The organism is Pseudochrobactrum albidum (assembly GCF_051851455.1).
Lineage (GTDB): Bacteria > Pseudomonadota > Alphaproteobacteria > Rhizobiales > Rhizobiaceae > Pseudochrobactrum.
Genome location: NZ_JBPVTR010000020.1, coordinates 173,931 through 196,319 on the forward strand (window position 1 = coordinate 173,931; position 22,389 = coordinate 196,319).

At 49.8% G+C, this 22,389-nt stretch carries 19 protein-coding genes and 1 tRNA gene; 17 read left to right on the plus strand and 3 right to left on the minus strand.

Annotated elements, in window-relative coordinates:
• Window positions 1–18: 18 nt before the first annotated feature.
• Both ACSTTO_RS05390 and serB read right to left on the minus strand, forming a co-directional pair.
• The gene (locus ACSTTO_RS05390) at window positions 19–594 is read right to left on the minus strand and encodes a GNAT family N-acetyltransferase (RefSeq protein WP_439272107.1); all 576 of its coding nucleotides are present in this window, start codon (window positions 592–594) and stop codon (window positions 19–21) included.
• A gap of 31 nt (window positions 595–625) precedes the next feature.
• A complete protein-coding gene (gene serB, locus ACSTTO_RS05395) occupies window positions 626–1,528 on the minus strand; it encodes a phosphoserine phosphatase SerB (protein WP_439272108.1) in 903 nt (300 codons plus the stop codon).
• 38 nt (window positions 1,529–1,566) lie between these two features.
• On the opposite strand from serB, the gene miaA reads away from it, so the two are divergent.
• The 13 genes from miaA to ACSTTO_RS05460 all read left to right on the plus strand — a co-directional run bounded on the left by miaA (window position 1,567) and on the right by ACSTTO_RS05460 (window position 17,614).
• Window positions 1,567–2,490 (plus strand): tRNA (adenosine(37)-N6)-dimethylallyltransferase MiaA, encoded by a 924-nt coding sequence (gene miaA, locus ACSTTO_RS05400; RefSeq protein ID WP_439272109.1) that lies wholly within the window; start codon window positions 1,567–1,569, stop codon window positions 2,488–2,490.
• Between the two features lie 395 nt (window positions 2,491–2,885).
• Window positions 2,886–4,640: an acetolactate synthase 3 large subunit gene (locus ACSTTO_RS05405; RefSeq protein WP_439272193.1), complete on the plus strand. Its 1,755-nt coding sequence runs from the start codon at window positions 2,886–2,888 to the stop codon at window positions 4,638–4,640.
• A gap of 22 nt (window positions 4,641–4,662) precedes the next feature.
• Window positions 4,663–5,235: an acetolactate synthase small subunit gene (gene ilvN / locus ACSTTO_RS05410; RefSeq protein WP_439272194.1), complete on the plus strand. Its 573-nt coding sequence runs from the start codon at window positions 4,663–4,665 to the stop codon at window positions 5,233–5,235.
• 213 nt (window positions 5,236–5,448) lie between these two features.
• The gene (locus tag ACSTTO_RS05415; protein WP_439272195.1) at window positions 5,449–6,045 is read left to right on the plus strand and encodes a LysE family translocator; all 597 of its coding nucleotides are present in this window, start codon (window positions 5,449–5,451) and stop codon (window positions 6,043–6,045) included.
• Between the two features lie 43 nt (window positions 6,046–6,088).
• Window positions 6,089–7,216, plus strand: coding sequence for an ATP-dependent DNA helicase (locus tag ACSTTO_RS05420; protein WP_439272196.1), 1,128 nt, complete (start codon window positions 6,089–6,091; stop codon window positions 7,214–7,216).
• A gap of 34 nt (window positions 7,217–7,250) precedes the next feature.
• Window positions 7,251–7,988, plus strand: coding sequence for a pyridoxine 5'-phosphate synthase (locus tag ACSTTO_RS05425; RefSeq protein ID WP_439272110.1), 738 nt, complete (start codon window positions 7,251–7,253; stop codon window positions 7,986–7,988).
• Between the two features lie 260 nt (window positions 7,989–8,248).
• Window positions 8,249–10,198 carry a potassium transporter Kup gene (locus tag ACSTTO_RS05430; protein ID WP_439272111.1) on the plus strand — a complete coding sequence of 650 codons (1,950 nt, stop codon included), beginning with the start codon at window positions 8,249–8,251 and terminating at the stop codon, window positions 10,196–10,198.
• Window positions 10,199–10,352: 154 nt separating this feature from the next.
• Window positions 10,353–10,991: a TetR/AcrR family transcriptional regulator gene (locus tag ACSTTO_RS05435; RefSeq protein ID WP_439272112.1), complete on the plus strand. Its 639-nt coding sequence runs from the start codon at window positions 10,353–10,355 to the stop codon at window positions 10,989–10,991.
• A gap of 73 nt (window positions 10,992–11,064) precedes the next feature.
• A complete protein-coding gene (gene ilvC, locus ACSTTO_RS05440; RefSeq protein WP_439272113.1) occupies window positions 11,065–12,084 on the plus strand; it encodes a ketol-acid reductoisomerase in 1,020 nt (339 codons plus the stop codon).
• A 479-nt stretch (window positions 12,085–12,563) separates the two neighbouring features.
• Window positions 12,564–13,061, plus strand: coding sequence for a GNAT family N-acetyltransferase (locus tag ACSTTO_RS05445; RefSeq protein WP_439272114.1), 498 nt, complete (start codon window positions 12,564–12,566; stop codon window positions 13,059–13,061).
• Between the two features lie 216 nt (window positions 13,062–13,277).
• Window positions 13,278–14,495 carry an aminotransferase-like domain-containing protein gene (locus ACSTTO_RS05450; protein WP_439272115.1) on the plus strand — a complete coding sequence of 406 codons (1,218 nt, stop codon included), beginning with the start codon at window positions 13,278–13,280 and terminating at the stop codon, window positions 14,493–14,495.
• A 215-nt stretch (window positions 14,496–14,710) separates the two neighbouring features.
• Complete coding sequence (locus ACSTTO_RS05455) at window positions 14,711–16,330, plus strand: ABC transporter substrate-binding protein (RefSeq protein ID WP_439272116.1); 1,620 nt, start codon at window positions 14,711–14,713, stop codon at window positions 16,328–16,330.
• A gap of 333 nt (window positions 16,331–16,663) precedes the next feature.
• Window positions 16,664–17,614: a PhzF family phenazine biosynthesis protein gene (locus ACSTTO_RS05460; RefSeq protein ID WP_439272117.1), complete on the plus strand. Its 951-nt coding sequence runs from the start codon at window positions 16,664–16,666 to the stop codon at window positions 17,612–17,614.
• Window positions 17,615–17,756: 142 nt separating this feature from the next.
• Here the strand turns inward: ACSTTO_RS05460 and ACSTTO_RS05465 are convergent.
• Window positions 17,757–17,832, minus strand: a tRNA-Lys gene (locus ACSTTO_RS05465).
• Window positions 17,833–18,325: 493 nt separating this feature from the next.
• Here ACSTTO_RS05465 and ACSTTO_RS05470 point away from each other — a divergent pair.
• From ACSTTO_RS05470 to ACSTTO_RS05485, 4 genes are all read left to right on the plus strand, one after another.
• The gene (locus ACSTTO_RS05470) at window positions 18,326–19,003 is read left to right on the plus strand and encodes a DedA family protein (RefSeq protein WP_439272118.1); all 678 of its coding nucleotides are present in this window, start codon (window positions 18,326–18,328) and stop codon (window positions 19,001–19,003) included.
• A 671-nt stretch (window positions 19,004–19,674) separates the two neighbouring features.
• On the plus strand, window positions 19,675–21,234 hold the full coding sequence (locus tag ACSTTO_RS05475) for a TerC family protein (protein ID WP_439272119.1): 1,560 nt from the start codon (window positions 19,675–19,677) through the stop codon (window positions 21,232–21,234).
• Window positions 21,235–21,509: 275 nt separating this feature from the next.
• The gene (locus tag ACSTTO_RS05480) at window positions 21,510–22,076 is read left to right on the plus strand and encodes an NADPH-dependent FMN reductase (protein ID WP_439272120.1); all 567 of its coding nucleotides are present in this window, start codon (window positions 21,510–21,512) and stop codon (window positions 22,074–22,076) included.
• Window positions 22,077–22,227: 151 nt separating this feature from the next.
• Window positions 22,228–22,389 carry a hypothetical protein gene (locus ACSTTO_RS05485; protein ID WP_439272121.1) on the plus strand — a complete coding sequence of 54 codons (162 nt, stop codon included), beginning with the start codon at window positions 22,228–22,230 and terminating at the stop codon, window positions 22,387–22,389.

Genomic DNA, 22,389 nt, shown 5'->3' on the forward strand with positions numbered 1-22,389 from the left:
CTTAATTAAATTAATAAATTAGTTATATATCTTGCCAAATTGATTCAACCATTGCTGCCTTGTTACGGAAAAGAGCACATGGCGTTTGAGATGCGGCTGGCTTTCCGGCACTTGCGGGTGGTCAAAATCCCGCTCCGGCTGGTGCATCATGCCAAGGCGGTGCATAACCGCTATTGAGCGGTGGTTGTTATGCACGGCAAAGGCAACCACTTCATCCTGATGGCACGTGTCAAAAGCATGGGCAAGGCAGGCTTGTGCTGCTTCTGTTACATAGCCTTGCCCCCAAAAGCGCCTTGCCAGCCGCCAGCCGATTTCCAGCGTATCTTTAGGGATAAAAGGTTCAAGATTTGTTTTTGCAAGGCCGGTAAAGCCGATTGTTTCGCCGTTTGCTTTGTCCTGTAAAGCATAGAAACCGAATCCGTCATCGCTGATCATTTTCTGAAGGCGATCCATCAGGGCATCAGATTCCTCACGGCTGCGCAGAGCCGGAAAGAACTCCATTACCACGGGATCAGAATTGATTTCGTGAAAAAACGGACGGTCATCCTCCTGCCAGTTGCGAATAATCAGGCGCGGTGTTTCCAATATTATCATAATCCTCTCCCATGCCTGATTATCTCAAAAATCAGGCTGTTATAAAATCTGTTTTCCGGTAGCCCTGAATATAGAGCAGGGCCGTAAGATCGCCATGATCTATGCGGATGCGCGCCTGTGCCGCTACTGACGGCTTGGCATGAAGCGCAACGCCGCTGCCGGCATGTTTGAGCATGGGCAGGTCATTAGCGCCATCGCCCACAGCCATAGCCTGTTGCGGGGTGATACCGCGCATGGTGCAGATTTCATCAAGGCTGGTTTTTTTGGCATCGGCGCCAAGAATTGGCTCTGCGACAAGGCCGCTAAGTTTGGTGCCGTCATCAAGCAGAATATTGGCGCGGTTTTCATCAAAGCCCAGTTTTGCAGCAATTTTTGCGGTAAAGCTGGTAAAACCTCCGGAGACAAGCGCAGTATAGGCACCGTGTTTTTTCATGGTGGCGATTAGCTCCTTGCCGCCCGGTGTCAGGGTAATGCGGCTGGCAATAACCTGGTCAATAATGCTGATTGGCAGACCTTTGAGCAGTGCCACACGTTCACGCAAAGCCGGTTCAAAGGCAATTTCGCCATTCATAGCGCGCGCGGTGATAGCGGCAATATGCTCACGCAGGCCAACCTCTTCTGCCAGTTCATCAATGCATTCCTGTTGAATCATGGTGGAGTCCATATCCGCAATCAGCAGTTTCTTGCGGCGGCTTTCCTGTTCCTGAATAACAATATCAACGGGTGCATCACCAAGTGCATTTCTGATTTTTTGTTCTGTTGCGGTATGATCTGTGCCGGTTTTCAATGGCAGATCACAGGCAATTCCGTCTGCCAGCCAGTAAAGGGCTTGCGTATCCGCTGCCGCGCAGGCTTTATGCCCCAATTCAGGAGTCAGAACCGGATTGGCAGGGTTGCAGATCAGTGTGGCAACATAGGATACAGGCTGGGACATGAAGGCGGGTTCCGCTTTGTATATTTGGAGAATGTTGAGTGGTAGAGCAGAGTGTTGAGCAAAAGGCAATTCTGATTGCAGGGCCGACTGCCAGCGGCAAATCGGCTTTGGCATTGCGCCTCGCACAACAATGCGGCGGCTATATCATAAACAGTGATTCCATGCAGGTCTATGATGTGCTGGAGCAATTAACCGCCCGCCCAACGGCACAGGATCTGTCTGTTGTGCCGCATTATCTTTATGGTCATATCTCTCCCTTGCAACATTATTCTGCAGGGCATTGGCTGGCAGAGGTGGAAAAATTGCTGGCACAACCCGCCTTGCAGGGGCGTGTTGCGGTTTTTACCGGCGGTACCGGGCTTTACTTCAAGGCGCTGCTTGGCGGGTTGTCGGCCATGCCGCAGGTTAAAGATGATGTGCGTGATTATTGGCGCCGATGTTTGAGCATAAAGGGCGCGCAATATCTGCATGAAGAGTTGCGGCAGCGTGATCCTGCAATGGCGCAACGCCTGAAGCCCGGTGACAGCCAGCGCATTGTGCGGGCATTGGAAGTGGTGGAGAGCACCGGCCGCTCCTTGCTGGAATGGCAGGCAGACAAGGGCAAGGCGCTGATTAATCCGCAAAATGCGCAAAAGCTGATTTTGGTGCCGGACAGACCATGGCTGCGTAAACGCATTGCGCAGCGTTTTGAACTGATGATGCAGGGCACTGCAATTGATGAGGTGAAGGCGTTGCTGGCCTTGCAGCCGGATGCGGCCTTGCCGGTGATGAAGGCTATTGGCGTGCGCGAGATTGAAAGTTGGCTGAAAGGCGGGATGACCCGCGAAGAGGCAATAGAGCGTGCGGTGATTGCCACATGCCAATATGCCAAGCGGCAGATGACGTGGTTTCGTAACCAGTTTGGCGATGACTGGCAGCGCCTGGAAATGCCGCAACAGGTCGAAAATGCTTCTTATGCATAATATTATGCGTTTTATGCAGGCAGGCAAAGAAAATAACAAGATTGCGTTTTTTGCCATTGACGGGAAAAAAACCGCTGTTTAATCTCACCCCATGCTTAAGAAAATTATTCTCGTGGTGGGTAAGCGTATGGGCAGGATGGTGTAACCATCCGGCATTAGCCACCCATGCGCGAAACACAGGCTCCTTCAGGGGGCCTTTTTTATTATCTTCACACGGAATAGAGCTAAACAATGCGAACCTTACAGTGATGACCGCAGATGAGCATCATAGATATGGATGTCAGGGGTTTTCATCAGTACAGCAGACGGGAAATCGGGAAACAATGAGTACAGACAGAAGCGGAACAGCCGGCAGCAAGGACACCGGAGCGCAGGGTGAAACCGGAAAATGGGAAATGACCGGTGCGGAAATGGTTGTGCAGGCGCTGATTGATCAGGGCGTGGAGCATATTTTTGGCTATCCGGGCGGTGCCGTGCTGCCGATTTATGACGAGTTGTTTCAACAGGACAAAGTGGAGCATATTCTGGTGCGCCATGAGCAGGGCGCAGGGCATGCGGCTGAAGGTTATGCCCGCTCCACAGGCAAAGTAGGCGTTATGCTGGTTACTTCCGGACCGGGCGCCACCAATGCGGTAACCCCTTTGCAGGATGCGCTGATGGATTCCATCCCGCTGGTATGCATCACCGGTCAGGTGCCAACCAGCCTTATTGGCACTGATGCCTTTCAGGAGGCAGACACGGTTGGCATTACCCGCCCTTGCACCAAGCATAACTGGCTGGTGAAAGATGTGAAGGATCTGGCGCGCATCCTGCATGAGGCATTTCATGTGGCGCGTACAGGCCGTCCGGGGCCAGTTGTTATTGATATTCCGAAAAATATCCAGTTTGCCACCGGCATTTATACACCACCGGCAACCAGTCCGCGCACCAGCTATAATCCGGTACTGAACGGCGATCAGAATGCTATCCGTGCGGCGGTTGAATTGTTGGCCGGTGCCAAAAAGCCGGTTATTTATTCTGGCGGCGGTGTTATCAATTCCGGTGTTGAGGCATCAAAATTATTGCGTGAACTGGTGGAGATTACCGGCTTTCCGATCACTTCCACATTGATGGGGCTTGGCGCTTATCCGGCATCGGGCAAAAACTGGCTGGGCATGCTTGGCATGCATGGCACATATGAAGCCAATATGACCATGCATGAATGTGATGTGATGTTGTGTATCGGTGCGCGTTTTGATGACCGTATCACCGGACGTCTGGATGGTTTTTCACCGCATTCCAAGAAGATTCATATTGATATTGATCCTTCATCCATCAACAAGACAGTGCGTGTTGATGTGCCGATTATTGGTGATGTTGCCCATGTTCTGGAAGATCTGGTGCGCCAGTATCGCGCTTCTTCCAAACGTCCTGAACAGGCTGATCTTGCCGCATGGTGGAACCAGATTGAAAAATGGCGCGCCCGCAATTCGCTGGCCTATAAGCACAGCCGCGATGTGATTATGCCGCAATATGCGCTGGAGCGTCTGCAGGAACTGACCAAAGACCGTGAAACTTATATTACCACGGAAGTGGGGCAGCATCAGATGTGGGCAGCCCAGTTTATGAAATTTGAAAAACCCAATCACTGGATGACTTCCGGCGGCCTTGGTACAATGGGCTATGGCCTGCCGGCGGCTCTGGGCGTGCAGATTGCGCATCCTGAGGCGCTGGTGATTGATATTGCCGGTGATGCCTCGGTGCAGATGTGTATTCAGGAAATGTCTGCGGCCATTCAGCATAATGCACCGATCAAGATTTTTATCCTCAATAATCAATATATGGGCATGGTGCGCCAGTGGCAGCAATTGCTGCATGGCAACCGTTTGTCGCATTCCTATACGGAAGCAATGCCGGATTTTGTTAAACTGGCAGAAGCCTATGGCGGTACCGGCATTCGTTGCTCAAAACCGGATGAGCTGGATGAGGCGATTATAAAAATGATTGAGACAGACGGGCCGGTTATTTTTGATTGCCATGTGGCCAATCTTACCAATTGCTTCCCGATGATTCCTTCCGGCAAGGCACATAATGAAATGTTGTTGCCGGATGAAGCAACGGATGAAGCTGTTGCCAATGCTATTGATGCCAAAGACCGCCATCTTGTCTAATACCGGAACAAGGATATTTATGATGAACGCACAAAATGCAGCTTCCGGTTCAGCCTATTTTCTGACCGAAGAAACTCAGCTCCCTGAAACCCACACTCTCTCTGTCTTGGTGGATAATGAGCCGGGGGTTCTTGCCCGCGTGATCGGCCTGTTTTCCGGCCGTGGCTATAATATCGAGAGCCTGACCGTCTCTGAAACCGAACATGAAAAGCACTTGTCGCGGATTACCATTGTGACGCGCGGTACGCCTAATGTGCTTGATCAGATCCGCCACTCTCTGGAGCGTATTGTGCCGGTGCACCGCGTGGTTGATCTGACCTATCATGCCCAGCAGCTTGGCCATGAACGGCCTGTGGAGCGGGAGCTGGCGCTGGTAAAAATGGCCGGAAAGGGCGAGGATCGCGCGGAAATGCTGCGCCTTGCGGATGCTTTTAAAGCAAAGGTGGTGGATGCAACGGTTGAGCATTTCATTTTCGAGATTACCGGCAAAGGTGCCAAGATTGATCAATTTATCGCGATCATGAAGCCTCTTGGCTTAATTGAGGTTTGCCGCACCGGTGTTGCTGCTATGATCCGCGGCGCGGAGGGGATGTGAATCCTGAATTTGAAATAGTGTTGAGCCGGCGCGGTTTACTGGCAATTTAACCGCAAATCGCTCCGGTTTTTGCATTTATCGCATTGCTGTGATTCTGGTTAAAACCGGTTACGCCAATGTAAGGCTCAACCAATGCTCAAGGCACCGCTGTTCTTTATTAAAAGACAGCGGTGTTTTTGATTGCCCAATAAAAAGCGGTTTGAAAAAATGTTGCTGTCCTATGATGTGTTTATGGCACTGGTGGTATTTGCCTTTGTAACCTCAATTACCCCGGGGCCGAATAATCTTATGCTGCTTGCCTCCGGCGTGAATTTTGGCTTCCGGCGCACAATCCCGCATATGCTGGGGATTGGTATGGGGTTTTTATCGCTGCTTCTGGGGGTGGGCTACGGGCTGGGTGCCGTTTTGGAGAGGGCGCCGCTGCTGTATCTGGCGCTAAAATTTGCCGGAGGCGCCTATATGCTCTATCTGGCCTATAAAATTGCCACATCCACTTCTGTCGGCACAGCGGATGATGAAAGTGCACGCCCGATGAGTTTTATGCAGGCTGTGCTTTTTCAATGGGTTAACCCGAAAGCCTGGGTCATGGCGGTTACGGCTATGGCCAGCTATACGGTGCATGATGCTTATGCGTTCTCTGTGTTGCTGATTGGCGGGGTTTTTGCAATTATCAATCTGCCAAGTGTTTCCACCTGGGCGGCTTTTGGCAGCCTTTTGCGCCAATGGCTGGAAGATCCGGTGCGGCTGAAATGGTTTAATCTGATAATGGCCGCCTTACTGATTGCCAGCCTGTGGCCGATGCTGAAGTGACAGACTTGCTCTTTGGCGGCGAATCCGGTCAATGGACATTATGATGGAATTTTCACCGGAACAGGAAAAGGCGCTGCAATCTGTAGCGCAATGGCTGAAACAAGGGCATTCGCCGATTTTTCGCCTTTTTGGTTATGCGGGAACGGGCAAGACAACGCTTGCCCGCTATTTTGCCGAACATGTGGATGGCGAGGTGCAGTTTGCCGCCTTTACCGGCAAGGCGGCACAGGTGCTGCGCTCCAAGGGTGCCAGCAATGCCCGCACATTGCACTCGCTGATCTACCGCCCGAAGGGGGAAGAGGCGATTGAGGATGAGGCAACCGGCAAGACCTCGATTTCGCCGACTTTTTCTCTCAACCGTCAGAGTCCGGTTGCAAGAGCCGCACTGATCATTGTGGATGAATGTTCCATGGTGGATGAGCAGCTTGGCCGTGATCTGATGACCTTTGGCACACCTATTCTGGTGTTGGGGGATCCGGGGCAATTGCCGCCGATCAGCGGCGGCGGTTTTTTTACTGAGCATGAGCCGGATTATCTTTTGACGGAAATTCATCGTCAGGCGCGTGATAATCCGATTATCCGGCTGGCGCTGGATGTGCGCGAGGGACGGGAGATCCCTTATGGTGATTTTGGTGCGGCGCGGGTGATCAGCAAGGCCGAAGTGACACAGGAGCTGGTGCTGGATGCTGATCAGGTATTGGTTGGCACCAATCGCACACGCCGGCGCTATAATCAGCGCCTGCGCGAGCTTAAAGGGTTTACCGCGGATTATCCGCAATCCGGTGACAAGCTGGTATGTTTGCGTAATGATCCGGCTAAAGGCCTGCTCAATGGCTCGCTGTGGAAGGTGATGACCTCATCCAGAGAAACGGTGAAGCCCGGCATTAATTTGCTGATTGCGCCGGAAGATGAAGAGCCCGGCCGCGGAGTTGCCAAGATCAAATTGCTCAAAGCCCAGTTTCAGGATCCGGACGCGGAAATTCCCTGGGCTACGAGAAAACGCTTTGACGATTTTGATTATGGCTATGCGCTGACCACCCATAAAGCACAGGGCTCACAATGGGATAATGTGGTATTGTTTGACGAGAGCTATGCTTTTCGCGATACGCGTGAACGCTGGCTTTATACGGCAATTACCCGTGCGGCGGAAAAACTGACTATTGTTCGTTAAAACAACGGAAAACAGGTTAAGGGAGTTTGGGATTATGGTTGCAACCTTGTCGGTCAATCTCAATGCTGTGGCTATGTTGCGCAACCGCCGTGATCTGCCCTGGCCAAGCGTGACAGGAATGGGGCGCATTGCCCTTGATGCCGGTGCCGCCGGCCTGACAGTGCATCCGCGCCCTGATCAGCGCCATATCCGGTTTTCTGATCTGGCGGATATTCGCGCCTTGATTGATGATGAGTTTCCGCAGGCTGAATTTAATATTGAAGGCTATCCGTCAGAAGCATTTTTGGCGCTGGTGGAGCGCCATGAACCCGAGCAGGTGACACTGGTGCCCGATGATCCGGCGCAAAATACTTCTGATCATGGCTGGGATTTTGGCAGGCATCGCGCAATGCTGACAGAGGTGGTCAAGCGCCTCAAAGGGCATGGTATGCGGGTCTCGCTGTTTGCAGATCCTGAAGCACAGGGGCTGGACATTGCCAAAGAGACCGGTGCAGACCGCGTGGAGTTTTTTACCGGGCCTTATGGCGGCGCCTATGCCGACCAGAAAGCACAGGCCTTTGAATTGGCGCGTTTGGAAAAAGCTGCTGCCAAAGCGGCAGAGCTCGGGCTTGGTATCAATGCGGGGCATGATCTTACAGTTGCCAATCTGCCGGCTTTGGTTAAGGTGATGCCAAATTTGTGTGAAGTTTCCATTGGTCACGGGCTTACGGCAGATGCGCTGGAATATGGAATGCGGCAGTCTGTTCAGCGGTTTATCAAGGCGCTTGGTTAATATGTATCTTTGTGCAATGATTTATTTTTGTTCTGTAAGTCTTTAATTTTTATATATTTTACCCGTTGAGCTATTTGAAATTCGTATGGCTTGGCGGGTTAGCTATGCAATCTTGTGCTCTTGTTTTTATAATAAATTGAGCATTTATATACGCCCCTCTATATTCGCCCTCCGGCCTTTTTTGCTGATTGATGCAGGGCATTGGCATCAGAAGAAAGGCCGGCTGACCGGCACAATATTTGTCATTAAAAAGGTTTTTTATGAACCAGGCGCAGCGTGAGGACAGTGTGGTGCAGGAAGCCCCTTTCAATACGGAAGAGGAGCTGAATGATCAGCAGCAGCAGGCTGGAAGCCTAAAATTGCTGATGCTTGGCGCGCTTGGTGTTGTTTATGGCGATATCGGCACCAGCCCGATCTATGCCTTTCGTGAGGCACTGCATGCGTCTGTAACTGACGGATCCTTGCTGCGCGGGGAAATTCTTGGTGTGATCTCGCTGATTGTCTGGGCGCTGGCGCTGATTGTAACCGTTAAATATGTGCTGTTTGTGTTACGCGCTGATAATAATGGCGAAGGGGGTATTTTATCCCTGATGGCGCTGGTGCGCTCCAGCTTTGCCAGCCGTCCGGATATTATTCTCGGTATCGGAATTATCGGCGCGTCGCTGTTTTTTGGCGATGCGGTGATTACGCCTGCGATTTCCGTGTTGTCGGCGGTTGAGGGGTTGGAAATTGTTGCCCCGCATATGACACCCTATGTAGTGCCGATCACAATTGCCATTCTTGTTGCGCTGTTTGTGGTGCAGCGCCATGGCACAGGACGCATGGCCAGTGTTTTCGGCCCTGTTATGCTGGTCTGGTTTCTGGCGCTCGGCCTGACCGGTTTTATCCATATTTTTGATGATCCGGGGATCTTGGCCGGCCTTAACCCTTATTATGCAATCGCATTTTTAAATGCCAATCCGGCGACATCCTTTGCAACAATCGGGGCTATTTTTCTGGCTGTTACCGGTGCCGAGGCGCTTTATGCCGATCTTGGCCATTTTGGCCGCACGCCGATTGTGCGCGCATGGTTGTGGATTGTGTTCCCAAGCCTGATCCTTAATTATTTCGGGCAGGGGGCGTTTATTCTCTCGCATAATATGGCGGGGAGCGCAGCGGTGCATAATCCGTTTTTTCAGATGATGCCGCAATGGGCGCTGCTGCCAATGGTGATTCTTGCAACCACAGCTACCGTTATCGCCAGTCAGGCCGTGTTAACGGGCACCTATTCACTGGCGCGGCAGGCTGTGCAGCTCAATATTCTGCCAAGGCTGGAAGTGCTGCACACATCCGAGACATTGCACGGGCAGATTTATATGCCGCGCATTAATATGTTGCTTGGCATTACAGTGATTTTGCTGGTGGTTACATTCCAGAAATCAAGCAATCTGGCTGCTGCTTATGGTATTGCCGTAACCGGTAATATGCTGGTGACAACGACATTGCTGTTTTTTGTGATGCATCGCTTGTGGAAATGGAGCCTGCCTGTGGTGATGGTGCCGGTGGCCGGTTTTGCCATTGTTGACCTGATGTTCTTCAGCGCCAATCTGGTGAAAGTGCATCAGGGGGGCTGGGCATCCATCGCGGTTGCGGCCCTGGTGCTGCTGGTGATGTGGACATGGGTGCGCGGCAGCCGCCATTTGTTCCAGAAAACCCGCAAGACGGAAGTGCCGCTGGATATTATTGTCAGCCAGATGGCGCGTAAGGAACCGGTGATTGTGCCGGGGACGGCGGTGTTTCTCACCGGTGATCCGGCAAGCGTGCCGACTGCGCTGATGCATAGTCTTAAACATTATAAGGTACTGCATGAGAATAATGTGATCCTCACTGTGGTAACAGCGCCGCGCCCGTGGGTGAGTGCGGATGACCGTGCACGTGTTTCGCAATATAGTGACCGTTTCATGCAGGTGACGCTGACTTTCGGCTATATGCAATCGCCCAATATTCCGCGTGCGCTTGGCATTTGCCGCCGGCTTGGCTGGAAATATGATATTATGACCACATCATTTTTTCTCTCGCGGCGGGTATTGCGCATTTCTCCGCGCTCACCAATGCCGCATTGGCAGGCCAAATTATTCATCTCGCTGGCCCGGAGCGCATCAGATGCAACGGAATATTTCCAAATTCCGACCGGCCGTGTGGTGGAGATCGGCACACAGGTTAATCTCTAGCGCGATTAGTATAATAAAATATAGTGCCGGATTAAAAATCCCTCTTGCATTGTCTCTTCAGGAACGGCATAGTCCGAACCGTAACGTACGGTACGCATAACAGCTATCTGTGATGCGGGCGTAAGAATCGGGACAGAAAACGGGGAGTGTGCAGTTGCAGCCTGACAATGTTGTAATCGGTGCAGAGCTGACAGATCGCCAGAAGGATGTGTTGAATGCCGCGCTGGAACTTCTGGTGGAGGGCGGTGACAGTCTGACAATGGCCGGAGTTGCCCGCCGCGCGAGCTGCTCCAAGGAAACACTCTATAAATGGTTTGGCGATCGTGACGGTTTGCTGACAGCTACCGTGCAATGGCAGGCATCCAAGGTGCGTGTTGTGCCGGTAACGCGGGAAGGGCTGGATGAGGAATCGCTTTTTACCAGCCTTGAGCATTTTGCACGGGACTGGCTGTTGGTGCTCTCCGGTGCCACCTCAGTGGCGCTGAACCGTTTGGCGGTGAGCCATGCGGGCTCCGGCAAATCAGCACTTGGTGTTATTGTGCTCAATAACGGGCCGAGTGCCATGGCGCGGCGCCTCAAGCCGGTGCTGGAAACCGGACGTGAGGCGGGGCTTTTGCGTTTTGATGATATTGATGAGGCTTTCTCCTCATTTTTCGGGCTGGTGGTGCGCGATATGCAGATTCGCCTGTTGCTTGGCGATAAGCATGAAGTGAGTGATGCGGAGATTATCCGTGATGCCAGAACGGCAACACGGCAGTTTTTTATACTTTACGGAAATAAATCCGGCCGCTGAGACAGCCGGGGTAATAAACCGGTTTTGAGGAAAACCGGTGCAGGCATAAAGCATAGAAGGAAGGGAATATCCTATGCGCGTATATTATGACAGTGATGCGGATGTAAATCTGATCAAGGACAAGAATGTTGTTATTGTTGGTTATGGTTCACAGGGGCGTGCCCATGCCCTGAATTTGAAAGATTCGGGTGCTAAAAATATCCGTATTGCACTGCGTGAAGGTTCAGCAACCATTGCTAAAGCCGAGGCAGACGGTTTTGAAGTAATGAGCGTTGCCGATGCGGCCAAATGGGCTGACCTGATGATGATGGCAACCCCTGACGAATTGCAGGCCGATATTTATAAAGACCATATCCACGCCAATCTGCGTGATGGTGCAGCCATTGCTTTTGCCCATGGCCTGAATGTGCATTTCGGCCTGATCGAGCCTAAAAAGACCGTTGATGTTGTGATGATTGCGCCAAAGGGCCCGGGCCACACCGTGCGCGGCGAATATCAGAAAGGCGGCGGCGTGCCTTGCCTGATTGCAATCCATCAGGATGCTTCCGGCAATGCCCATGATTTGGCGCTGTCTTATGCTTCCGGCGTTGGCGGCGGCCGTTCCGGTATTATTGAAACCACTTTCAAGGAAGAATGCGAAACCGACCTGTTTGGTGAACAGGCTGTGCTTTGCGGTGGTGTGGTTGAGCTTATTCGTACCGGTTTTGAAGTGCTGGTTGAAGCCGGTTACGCACCGGAAATGGCCTATTTTGAATGCCTGCACGAAATGAAGCTGATTGTGGATCTGATCTATGAAGGCGGTATCGCCAATATGAACTATTCGATCTCCAATACCGCTGAATGGGGCGAATATGTTTCCGGCCCGCGCGTGATTACCGCTGAAACCAAAGCGGAAATGAAGCGCATTCTCCGCGATATCCAGACCGGTAAATTCACCTCCGACTGGATGCAGGAATATAAAGCCGGCGCATCGCGCTTTAAAGGTATCCGCCGCATGAATGACGATCACCAGATCGAAGAAGTGGGTGAAAAACTGCGCGGCATGATGCCTTGGATCGCCAAGAACAAGCTTGTCGATAAGGCACGTAACTAATTGGCAAAATTCCTGGCAATCCAAGGCTTTTTTCGTTTTCTCGGCATAGCCGAGGGGGATCGCCAAGAACAAGCTTGTCGATAAGGCACGCAACTAATTGGCAAAATTCCTGGCGATCCAAGGCTTTTTTCGTTTTCTCGGCATAGCCGAGGGGGATCGCCAAGAACAAGCTTGTTGATAAGGCACGTAACTAATTGGTAAAATTCCTGGCGATCCAAGTTTTTTCGTTTTCTCGGCATAGCCGAGGGGGATCGCCAAGAACAAGCTTGTCGATAAAGCGCGCAACTAATTGGCAAAATTCCTGGCGATCCAAGGCTTTTTTCGGTTTCTCGGCATAGCCGAGGGGGATCGCCAAGAACAAGCTTGTCGATAAGGCATAAAATTAAAAATTCTCCCGTTTTGCCAATATCTTGTCCGCATAAATAATTAATTGTGCGGACACGATTATCTATGGCAAGAAGACAGCGGGAGGGAAAATTATGCCAAATATTATAATAAGGCAGTTGCTGCCGGATGATTTTGCTATTTTCAAGAAAATCAGGCTGGAAGCACTGCAATTACACCCTGAAGCCTATAGTTCAGCCTATGAGGATTGGGTAAAATTTTCAGATGAGGAATGGCGGCAAAAACTGAAAACGCCGGTCTTCGCCGCGTTTGATGGCGAAGAAGCCGTGGGGCTGATTGGTCTTTGGCCGCAGACAGGAGCGAGAACCGCACATCGTGCTGTTGTGGTGATGGTTTATGTCAAGAGTGCCATGCGCAGGCAGGGCATAGCGCAGAAATTGCTGCAGGTTGTTGAATCGCATGCGCGGGAAAACGGCATCAGCCAGCTTGAACTAAGTGTTCTTGCTGATAATCAAAATGCATGGCAGCTGTATCGCCGTGAAGGCTATAGAGAATTTGGCCGCAGGCCAAACTTGATATCGCTGAACGGGCAGATGTATGACGAAGTGATGATGCTGCGCACTATTTCCTGATTTGCAGGATTATTATTCTGTGTCGCGCTATTTTGTATGAAAATAACCAATTTTCTGCTCAACTCGCAAGAAAGTGAATAAAAGGTCAGTAATACTGACATATTTTGCTTGTCTTGTTGTGAAATAAGCATAAGGTGATAACCAAAGGCAGACAGCTTTTGATTAAGTTTTATGCTCTATTGCACAGCATCTTTTTGAATGTGATGAGGAACCCCCATGCTGGACTGGGAAAAAATATTTGCAACACGCTCCACGCGGATGCGGGCGTCTGAAATTCGTGAATTGCTAAAACTGCTTGAACGCCCGGATATTATTTCATTTGCGGGCGGGATTCCTGATCCGGCATTGTTTCCGGCGGAACAGTTTCAGGCGGCTTATGCGGATATTTTTGCTTCCGGCAAATCCGGCGCGGCTTTGCAATATTCAGTGAGCGAGGGTTATAAGCCGCTGCGTGAGTGGCTGCGGGGAGAAATGGCAAAAATCGGCGTGCCATGCACTGCGGATAATATTTTTATCACATCCGGCTCGCAGCAGGCGCTGGATTATCTGGGCAAATTATTTCTCTCTCCCAATGATACGGCGCTGGTTGTGCGCCCGACCTATCTTGGCGCCTTGCAGGCTTTCAATGCTTATGAACCGGCTTATGATGATTTGCAGCCAAACGGCAACCGCACGCCTCAGTCTTATGCGCAGGCTGCGGCATCAGCCGGCGGCAAGGTAAAATTCGCTTATTTTTCAGCGGATTTCAGCAATCCTACCGGCGAAACCATTGATCGTGAAGGACGTGAAAGGCTGATTGATCTTGGCGATGAAATGGATATCGCGCTGATTGAAGACGCAGCCTATCAATATTTGCGTTTTGACGGCACGCCCGTTCCGCCGGTGCTGGCACTGGAAATTGAGCGCAAAGGTTCAATTGAAAATACGCGTACAATTTATTGCGGCAGCTTTTCCAAAACTTTGGCACCAGGTCTGCGTATTGGCTATGTTGTGGCCAATTCTGCGGTTATTCGCAAGCTGGTTCTGATGAAGCAGGCTGCTGATCTGCATTCCTCAAGCATCAACCAGATTGTTGTGCATAGCGTGGCTTCAAGCGGTTTTGATGCCCAGATTGCCAAGCTCAAGGCCACTTATTCACATCGCCGCAATAAAATGCTGGAAGCGATGGAAAAATATATGCCAAAATCGGCACAATGGACAAAACCGGAAGGCGGGATGTTCATCTGGGTAACGCTGCCGGATTATATGAATGGCGCTGATCTGCTGGCTGCGGCTATTGAGACGGAAAAGGTGGCTTTTGTGCCGGGTAAGGCATTTCACGCCGATGGCAGCGGAGCCAATACGCTGCGCCTTGCTTATTCCTGCGCTAATGATGAGATGATTGATGAGGGTATCAGGCGTCTTGGCAATCTCATCCGCGCTCATGAAAAATAATTTTTATATATTTAAAATTACAAAAGCCGGAACCTGCTTCCGGCTTTTTTTATTTCAAGAAAAGGCTCTTTTTTGCAGCTAACTTACTGAAACTACGTATTTCCTTACAAATGAGGGGTTGGTTTTAACGGGCAATTATGTAGCTTGGAAGAGCAGAAATTTTATATATCTGAGTCTCATAATATGTGGCTCAGACGGAGAATGAGGGGAAACTCATGACATTTATGAAAAAACACATGCTTGCTCTGGCCTGTGCGTCCACTCTTGTTATGGCTGCGGGTGCTTATGCCGCAACACCCGCCGACACGCTGGTTGTGGCCATGGCTATTGATGATGTGATTTCTCTCGATCCGGCAGAAGTTTTTGAGATTACCACTTCGGAAATTTTGACCAATACCTATGAGCGGCTGGTTACAACCGATCCAAAAGATCCGACCAGAATTATTCCGCAGGTCGCATCAAGCTGGACAATTTCGGAAGATGGCAAAACCATTACCTTCAAGGTGAGGGAGGGGCTGAAATTTGCTTCCGGCAATCCATTGAGTGCAAAGGATGTTATTTATTCGCTGCATCGTGCAATCAAGCTTGATCTCAGCCCGGCATTTATCATCAGTCAGTTCGGCCTGAACAAGGATAATGCGGAAAAGCTGATTACCGCGCCGGATGATTATACGGTTGTGTTTTCTACGGAAGAAACCTTTGCACCGAGTTTTGTGCTGAATGCGCTGTCTTCCAGTGTGGCTTCGATTGTGGATAGCAAGCTGGTTGAAGAGCATGCAAAGAAGGTTGAAAAGACCGATGCAAAACCTTTTGATACAGATTTTGGCTATGACTGGCTGAAGCGTAATTATGCCGGATCGGGCGCCTATAGTTTGAAAGAATGGCGCCCTGGTGAAGTCATCCTGCTTGAGCGCAATGAAAATTACGCTGGCACAAAACCGGACGTAAAACGCGCGATTTACCGCCACGTGAAGGAAAGCATGTCGCAGCGTTTGTTGTTGCAGGCCGGTGATATTGATGTGGCGCGTAATCTGGAACCTGGTGATATTGCCGAATTTGCCGGTAAAAGCGATTTTAATATTTTAAGCACGCCAAAAGGGCGCACTTATTATCTGGCAGCCAATCAGAATGTGCCGGAGCTTGCCAGGCCGCAAGTGCGGCAGGCACTGAAATATCTGGTGGATTATGCCGCGATTGAAAATACGCTGATCAAAGGTATTGGCCGGATTCATCAGTCTTTCCTGCCTGTTGGTATGTTTGGCGCGATTGATGATAAGCCGTTTACTCTGGATGTTGAAAAGGCAAGACAATTGCTGGCGGATGCCGGATTGCAGAATGGTTTCAGCATTACGCTTGATGTGCGCAATACCCAGCCAAATGTTGGTATTGCTGAGAGTATTCAGCAGACTTTTGCCAAAGCCGGCATCAAGGTTGAGCTTATACAGGGCGATGGCAAGCTGACCACAACAAAAATTCGCGCGCGCAAACATCAGCTTGCATTGGGCATTTGGGGGCCTGATTATTGGGATCCGCACACCAATGCTTCCACTTTCTCCTATAATCCCAATAATGGGGAAAAGGTGGAAATGCGCACAACGGCGTGGCAGAACTCATGGGATATTCCGCAAATGTCCGAGGAGACTATGGCAGCCGCAAAGGAAACCGATACGGAAAAACGCGAGCAGATGTATCGCAAAATCCAGAAGGAGTTTCAGGACAGCAGCCCGTTTGTGATGCTCTATCAGCAGATTGAAACCGCTGTTGCTGCAAAAAATGTGAAAAACTTCAATATGGTTGCTGATGCCAATTATATAACGGAAGTCAGCAAGGACTGAAGATTGCTGTTTTTATAAATGAAATTATGCCCTTCAGATGAAAGTCTGAAGGGTATTTTTTAAACTGCCATTATGAAGCCGCAACTATGATCAGCAGTCTTGCGGAGAATGGGGCAGGCCGAAAGACATTGGTAAATGCAGCCCTGTTTATATAGGCAGTTATATTGACTGCTTATACAGACAGGAATACGACAAGGATGTTTTATGCCAGACATACCGGAGTTGATGAATCATTTGAACATTTTAGCAGGTAATGCAAAAGTGTTGAATCAACGGACGGATGACGACTATGCAAGCCGGCAGTGTATGGATTGATTTTGAGGGGCAAAAAATATGAACCGGAAGATTGCACAGGGGCGTTTCTATGAAATCTATGATGTTTTCACCGAAAAGCCGCTGACCGGTAACCCTCTTGCTATTGTTCATGATGCTGAAGGGCTGGATGATGTGGCCATGCAGGCCATTGCAAGGGAATTTAATCTTTCCGAGACGGTGTTTCTCTCAGCCGCGATCAATCCTGTGCATACGGCTGCCATGCGGATTTTTACCCCTGATTATGAGCTGGAATTTGCCGGTCACCCAACGGTTGGAACGGCAATTGCCCTTGCGTTTAAAAATGCGAATGGTCAGCCGCCTTCCACAGATCAGATTATGATTCTGGAAGAGAAAATCGGGCCGGTGCGCGTTGCAATTCATTGTAATGCGACCGGTGAGGGGGATCGTTTCTCTGCTTTTGCAGAATTTGATTTGCCGAAATTGCCGGAAAAACTGAAGATTACCGTTGAAAAAGAAATGGCTGCGGCGGCTTTGCGCCTGAATACACATGAAATTGGTTTTGAAAACCATGTTCCCACTGTGTGGAGCGGTGGCAAGCCTTTTGTGCTGGTGCCGGTAAAAAATATGATTGCTGCGGCTAAGGTGGTGGTTGATCCGGTATTTGTTGCAGATCATTTACAGGCTGTTGATGGCCGCGCTTTGCCATTTTACATCTATACCCGCGAAACGCGGCTTTATGAGAGTAACTACCATGCGCGCATGTTTACATCCGGCAAGCATGTTTATGAAGATCCGGCAACGGGTTCTGCCGTGGCCGCATTTGCAGGCGCCGTACATGAATTTGACCGCCCTGTGGATGGCCTGACACGCTTGTGGATTGAGCAGGGCATACAAATGGGCAGGCCGTCGCGTATTCAGCTGGAGCTGGATGTGGCAGCGAGAAAACTGACAGGTGCACGCATTGGCGGCAGTGCGGTGAAGGTGGCTGAGGGCTATCTGGCGCTATGACCTCCCGGAATGTATTGGTTTTTGCGCTTATAAATAAAACTCAAACAGATAGAGTAAAAACAGCTTCTCAGTAAGCCTGCAAACTAATTGCAAACTATGCTCAATGGTTTTGCCAATATATTATCTAAGTTATTGAAAATATTGGTGGGTGCGACAGGGATCGAACCTGTGACCCGCTGATTAAGAGTCAGCTGCTCTACCGACTGAGCTACGCACCCGATATACTGAGCGCAATGCTCAGTTAGTGAGCGGTTCTATAAAGTGGCGTTTCGAGTCTGTCCAGTCATGATTTGAAATTTTTTCAAAAAATGTGTGATTTTATAGCCTTGCCTGTAAAATGCCTGTTATATTTGTGTTTATAAACATTGTTCTTATAGTGCTAAATATACACATATCGGCTTGATGCGCGTTCAGAGAATGCGCATATAAAACCGGTTGCACCCTTTTTTGAGAGTACCTTGTCATCAGGGTTTTGTTTTTATGCCATAATTAGGCACAAAAAAACTGGCATAGGTGCAGTTATAAGGTTGGTTTAATTGTTTTTCAGGCAGTATTAACCTGTTAGAGGAATGATAACACAGTTCCGGGTTTTTTGCAGAAAATGCAGAAATGTTTCTGCCTGAAATTGCGAGAAAGCATAAAAGCGGATTTTGGGTTTGTGAAAAGGCTTTCTGGCGGAATTACCGCATTTTGGCGTGATCTGAGGGTTAAATGGACGGTTTTATAGGTGATATCGGGCATTTTATTTCTGATAATCAGGTTTGGGCCGGCCCGATTGTCGGACTGATAGCCTTCGGGGAATCGCTGGCGGTAATAGGGATGCTGATTCCGGCCACACCAATTATGCTGGCAATTGGCGGTCTGGTCGGCGCAGGCATTGTCGATCCGCTTCCGGTGATGATCGGCGCTGTGATCGGTGCTGTTATTGGCGATATTATCTCTTATTTTCTTGGCTGGTGGCTGGGGCGTCGTGTTATCCATCAATGGCCGTTGAATAAATACCGCCATCATATTGCGCAGGCGCGTTTGCTGTTTCGTAAATATGGTTTTGCAGCCGTATTTTTTGGCCGGTTTTTCGGGCCTGTCCGCTGCACCGTGCCGCTGGTTGCCGGCATGATGTCGATGGATCAGAAACGGTTTCAAACAGCGAATGTGCTTTCTGCTATTGTATGGGCGCCGGTTATGATTTTGCCGGGCTGGCTTGCAGGGCGCGGCGCTGGTTTTTTTGCCCGCCTGAATGGCTCAGATTGGGTCTGGGTGGCTGTGGGGCTGACAATCGCTGCAACACTTGTCAGTATTATCGGCATACGTTTTATGCGTGCCCGCCCTAAAAATGAACGCAAACGCACAAGCCGCAAAGGCAAAATGTCGGCAACTCCTGCCGAATAGCGGGTTTTGCGGCTGATTTATTCAGATTATCATATGAAAACAAAAAACAACCGGCTTCTTACCTGAGCAGAGCCTGAAAAAAATATTTTGCCAACGAACTTGATTGGTAAAGGGTTTATATCCATTATAGATCCAGATATAAATTGGTCTGCATGTTTTTGATGCAGATTTATTAAAACCGCGCTGTTGCGCCTAACGGAGTTTTTTAAAGCTCTTATGCCGGAAGATACGTCTGACGACTCGTCTATTCCGGATTGTTGCCTGTTAATCGCGGCAGCAATCCGAAACAAAAATTTAATGCAGGCCGGAGTGAAAATCAGCAATATCCGGCAATTATACCGGTGCCTTTGCCGGATATATGTTTTGCGATGCAACCGCAAAGCCGTATTGTCTTTTCATTACAAAAACAAAATGCTTTTTCGCACCTTTTGTCATCAGGCCGGGGGTGTGGCTGCACTTGTCTGCACAAGGGTATGGCAGGGTAAGCCAGAGGCATGGCAGAGGAAGCCAGCTTTTTATCAAGGCTTTAATCTGCACCGTCGCAAGCCGGCATTGTTGCGAGGTGCGGAGATGTAGGCATATCCGCTTATATGATTGCATCTCATTACCCTGCATTATTGGCAGGTAGCTAATATTATTTGAATGAAACGTGCTTCAGGACACGACAACCCATGGAATGGATTGCCGATCCCAATGCCTGGATAGGCTTGGTAACCTTGATTGTTCTTGAGATTGTTCTCGGGATTGATAATCTGGTTTTTATTTCGATTTTGGCAGGTAAATTGCCGCACAACCAGCGCAATAAAGCGCGTTTGCTTGGCCTTAGCCTTGCCTTGCTGATGCGGCTTGGCTTGCTTGCTTCAATTTCGTGGATTGTCACGCTTACCCGCCCGCTTTTTACTGTTTTTACGCTGGATTTTTCCGGCCGCGATCTCATCATGATTATTGGCGGTGTGTTTTTGCTCGCCAAAGGCACCATGGAGCTGCATGAGCGCCTCGAAGGGGAAAATCATGTAAAGGAAGGCAATCCGGTGCATGCGGTGTTCTGGCAGGTTATTGCCCAGATTGTGGTGCTGGATGCGGTTTTCTCACTTGATAGCGTGATAACGGCTGTGGGTATGGTGCAGCATCTGCCGGTTATGATGCTGGCCGTTATTATCGCCATGGGCGTGATGATGCTGGCCTCCAAACCGTTGATGACCTTTGTGAACAAACACCCCACTGTGGTTATTCTCTGCCTTGGCTTTTTGATGATGATCGGTTTCAGCCTGGTAATTGAGGGCTTTGGCTATCATGTGCCCAAGGGTTATCTTTATGCGGCAATCGGCTTCTCGATCCTTATCGAGGCAGCCAATCAGATTGGCCGCCATAATCGTGAAAAGCGCATTACCACCAATGATCTGCGTGAACGCACAGCCGGCGCGGTGTTGCGTTTGCTTGGTGGCGGGCGCGGCACTGATGATGCCCTGTCGGAAACGGTTGACGTGATTGCCGAACATACTGCCGCGGCCGATGTTTTCCGCCCGGAGGAAAAGGAAATGATCCGCGGTGTGCTTGATCTTGCCGATCGGCCGGTGCGCTCTATCATGACGCCGCGTAATGAGGTGGAGTGGCTGGATCTTGATGCGAGTGAAGAAGAATTGCGCGATGAGTTACGCCAGTTTGCCCATTCGCGCGTTATTCTGGCGCGCGGGCAGGTTGATGAATTTGCCGGCGTGGCATTGACCAAGGATCTGTTGCTGTATCTGGCAGATTCAAAACCGGTTGATTGGGAGGCTGCAATGAAGCAGCCGCTGGTTGTGCATGAGCACAGCAATGTGTTGCGTGTGATGGAACAGTTGCGCGGATCGCCGGTGCAAATGGCCATTATTGTTGATGAGCACGGCTCTTTTGAAGGGGTGGCTACGCCGACAGATATTCTTGAAGCGATTGCCGGTGAATTTCCGGATGATGAGGACGATGCAAAAAGCGTTGAAACTGTTGAGGAAGGCGTGTGGATTGCCGATGGCTTTACCGATATTCGCCGTCTCAGCGGTATACTGGATTGTGATCTGGTGGATGAGGATGACCGCTATACCACGCTTGCCGGTTTTGTGCTTTGGCATCTTGGCCATATTCCGCTTGGCGGAGAAAAGTTCACTGCAGATGGTTTTGAATTTGAGGTGCTGACAATGGAGCGGCGTAATATTGCCAAGGTTAAAATTACCGCGCTGCCGGTTCATGAAAAATAAGCTTTTCGTAAAATAATGCAGAGCCGGCACTGAGATAAGGTCATCACTGCTCAGGCTGTCAAGCTGGTAATACCTCGTTTTTTACATGGTATTGTCCTGTTTGGTGAACAGTGTGGTGCAGCCGTTTACTTGCAGTTTTGTGAGAAATTTTTAAATAAACTATATCCGGTTATGCGCTGCCTCGCGCTTTCGGATGTTGTCTTGATTATAACAGCGCCGGTGAAAGCCGGCGATGTTGCATTATGCTTGTCTTTTGATTTTACAGGAAATATCCGGTGCCAAAACTTTATACGATTATCTGCGCAACCCGCTCAGCCCGCCACGGTGATAAATTTGCCAGATGGTTTAATGAATTTGCTGCGGCAAATTCTGATTTTGATGCGGAACTGATTGACCTGGCAGAGATTCGTCTGCCTTTTTTTGACGAAACGACTCATCCGCGTGCGCAGAAATATGAGCATGAGCACACCAAAAAATGGAGCCGCCTGATCAGTGCCGGGGATGCTTTTGTGTTTGTTACTCCGGAATATAATTATGCGCCGCCGGCTGAGTTTTTTAATGCTGTCAATTATCTCAGTCTTGAATGGAATTACAAACCGGCTGCAATTTTAAGCTATGGCGGTGTTTCCGGAGGCTTGCGCGCGGCACAGATTGCCCGTTCGCATCTCACAACTTTGCGTATGGTGGCCTTGCCGGAAGTGATAGCCCTGCCGAATTATCAGCAGTTTCTTGATGAAAATGGTGCATTTGTTGCAAATGAAATGGTGGAGGCTGGTGCAAGGACGGTTCTTGACCAGCTGAAAATCTGGAATGAGGGCTTGCAGCATATTCGCAAGGGATAAATCCGCTTATAAATTGCTTTATCCGGCATGCCGGATAAAGCATGGATAAATTTATAATCTCATAAATTTGATGTTGTTATTGACACAGGGGCACAACCGGCGTTTGATTAACAAAATATTAATTTTGGTAATCTGAGAAGAGGAGTGCACCATGTCACCAGTCCGGATGCTGAAACTGACTGTCACACAGTTATTGCGAACTCTCAGCGCAATTTCTTATAAAGGCGAAGATTTGAAGCGCCGCCGTTATAACCGCCTTGCACCGCGTATGTCTGAAAAATTTGGCTGCTGGCCGCATCGCGGTATATGGTAA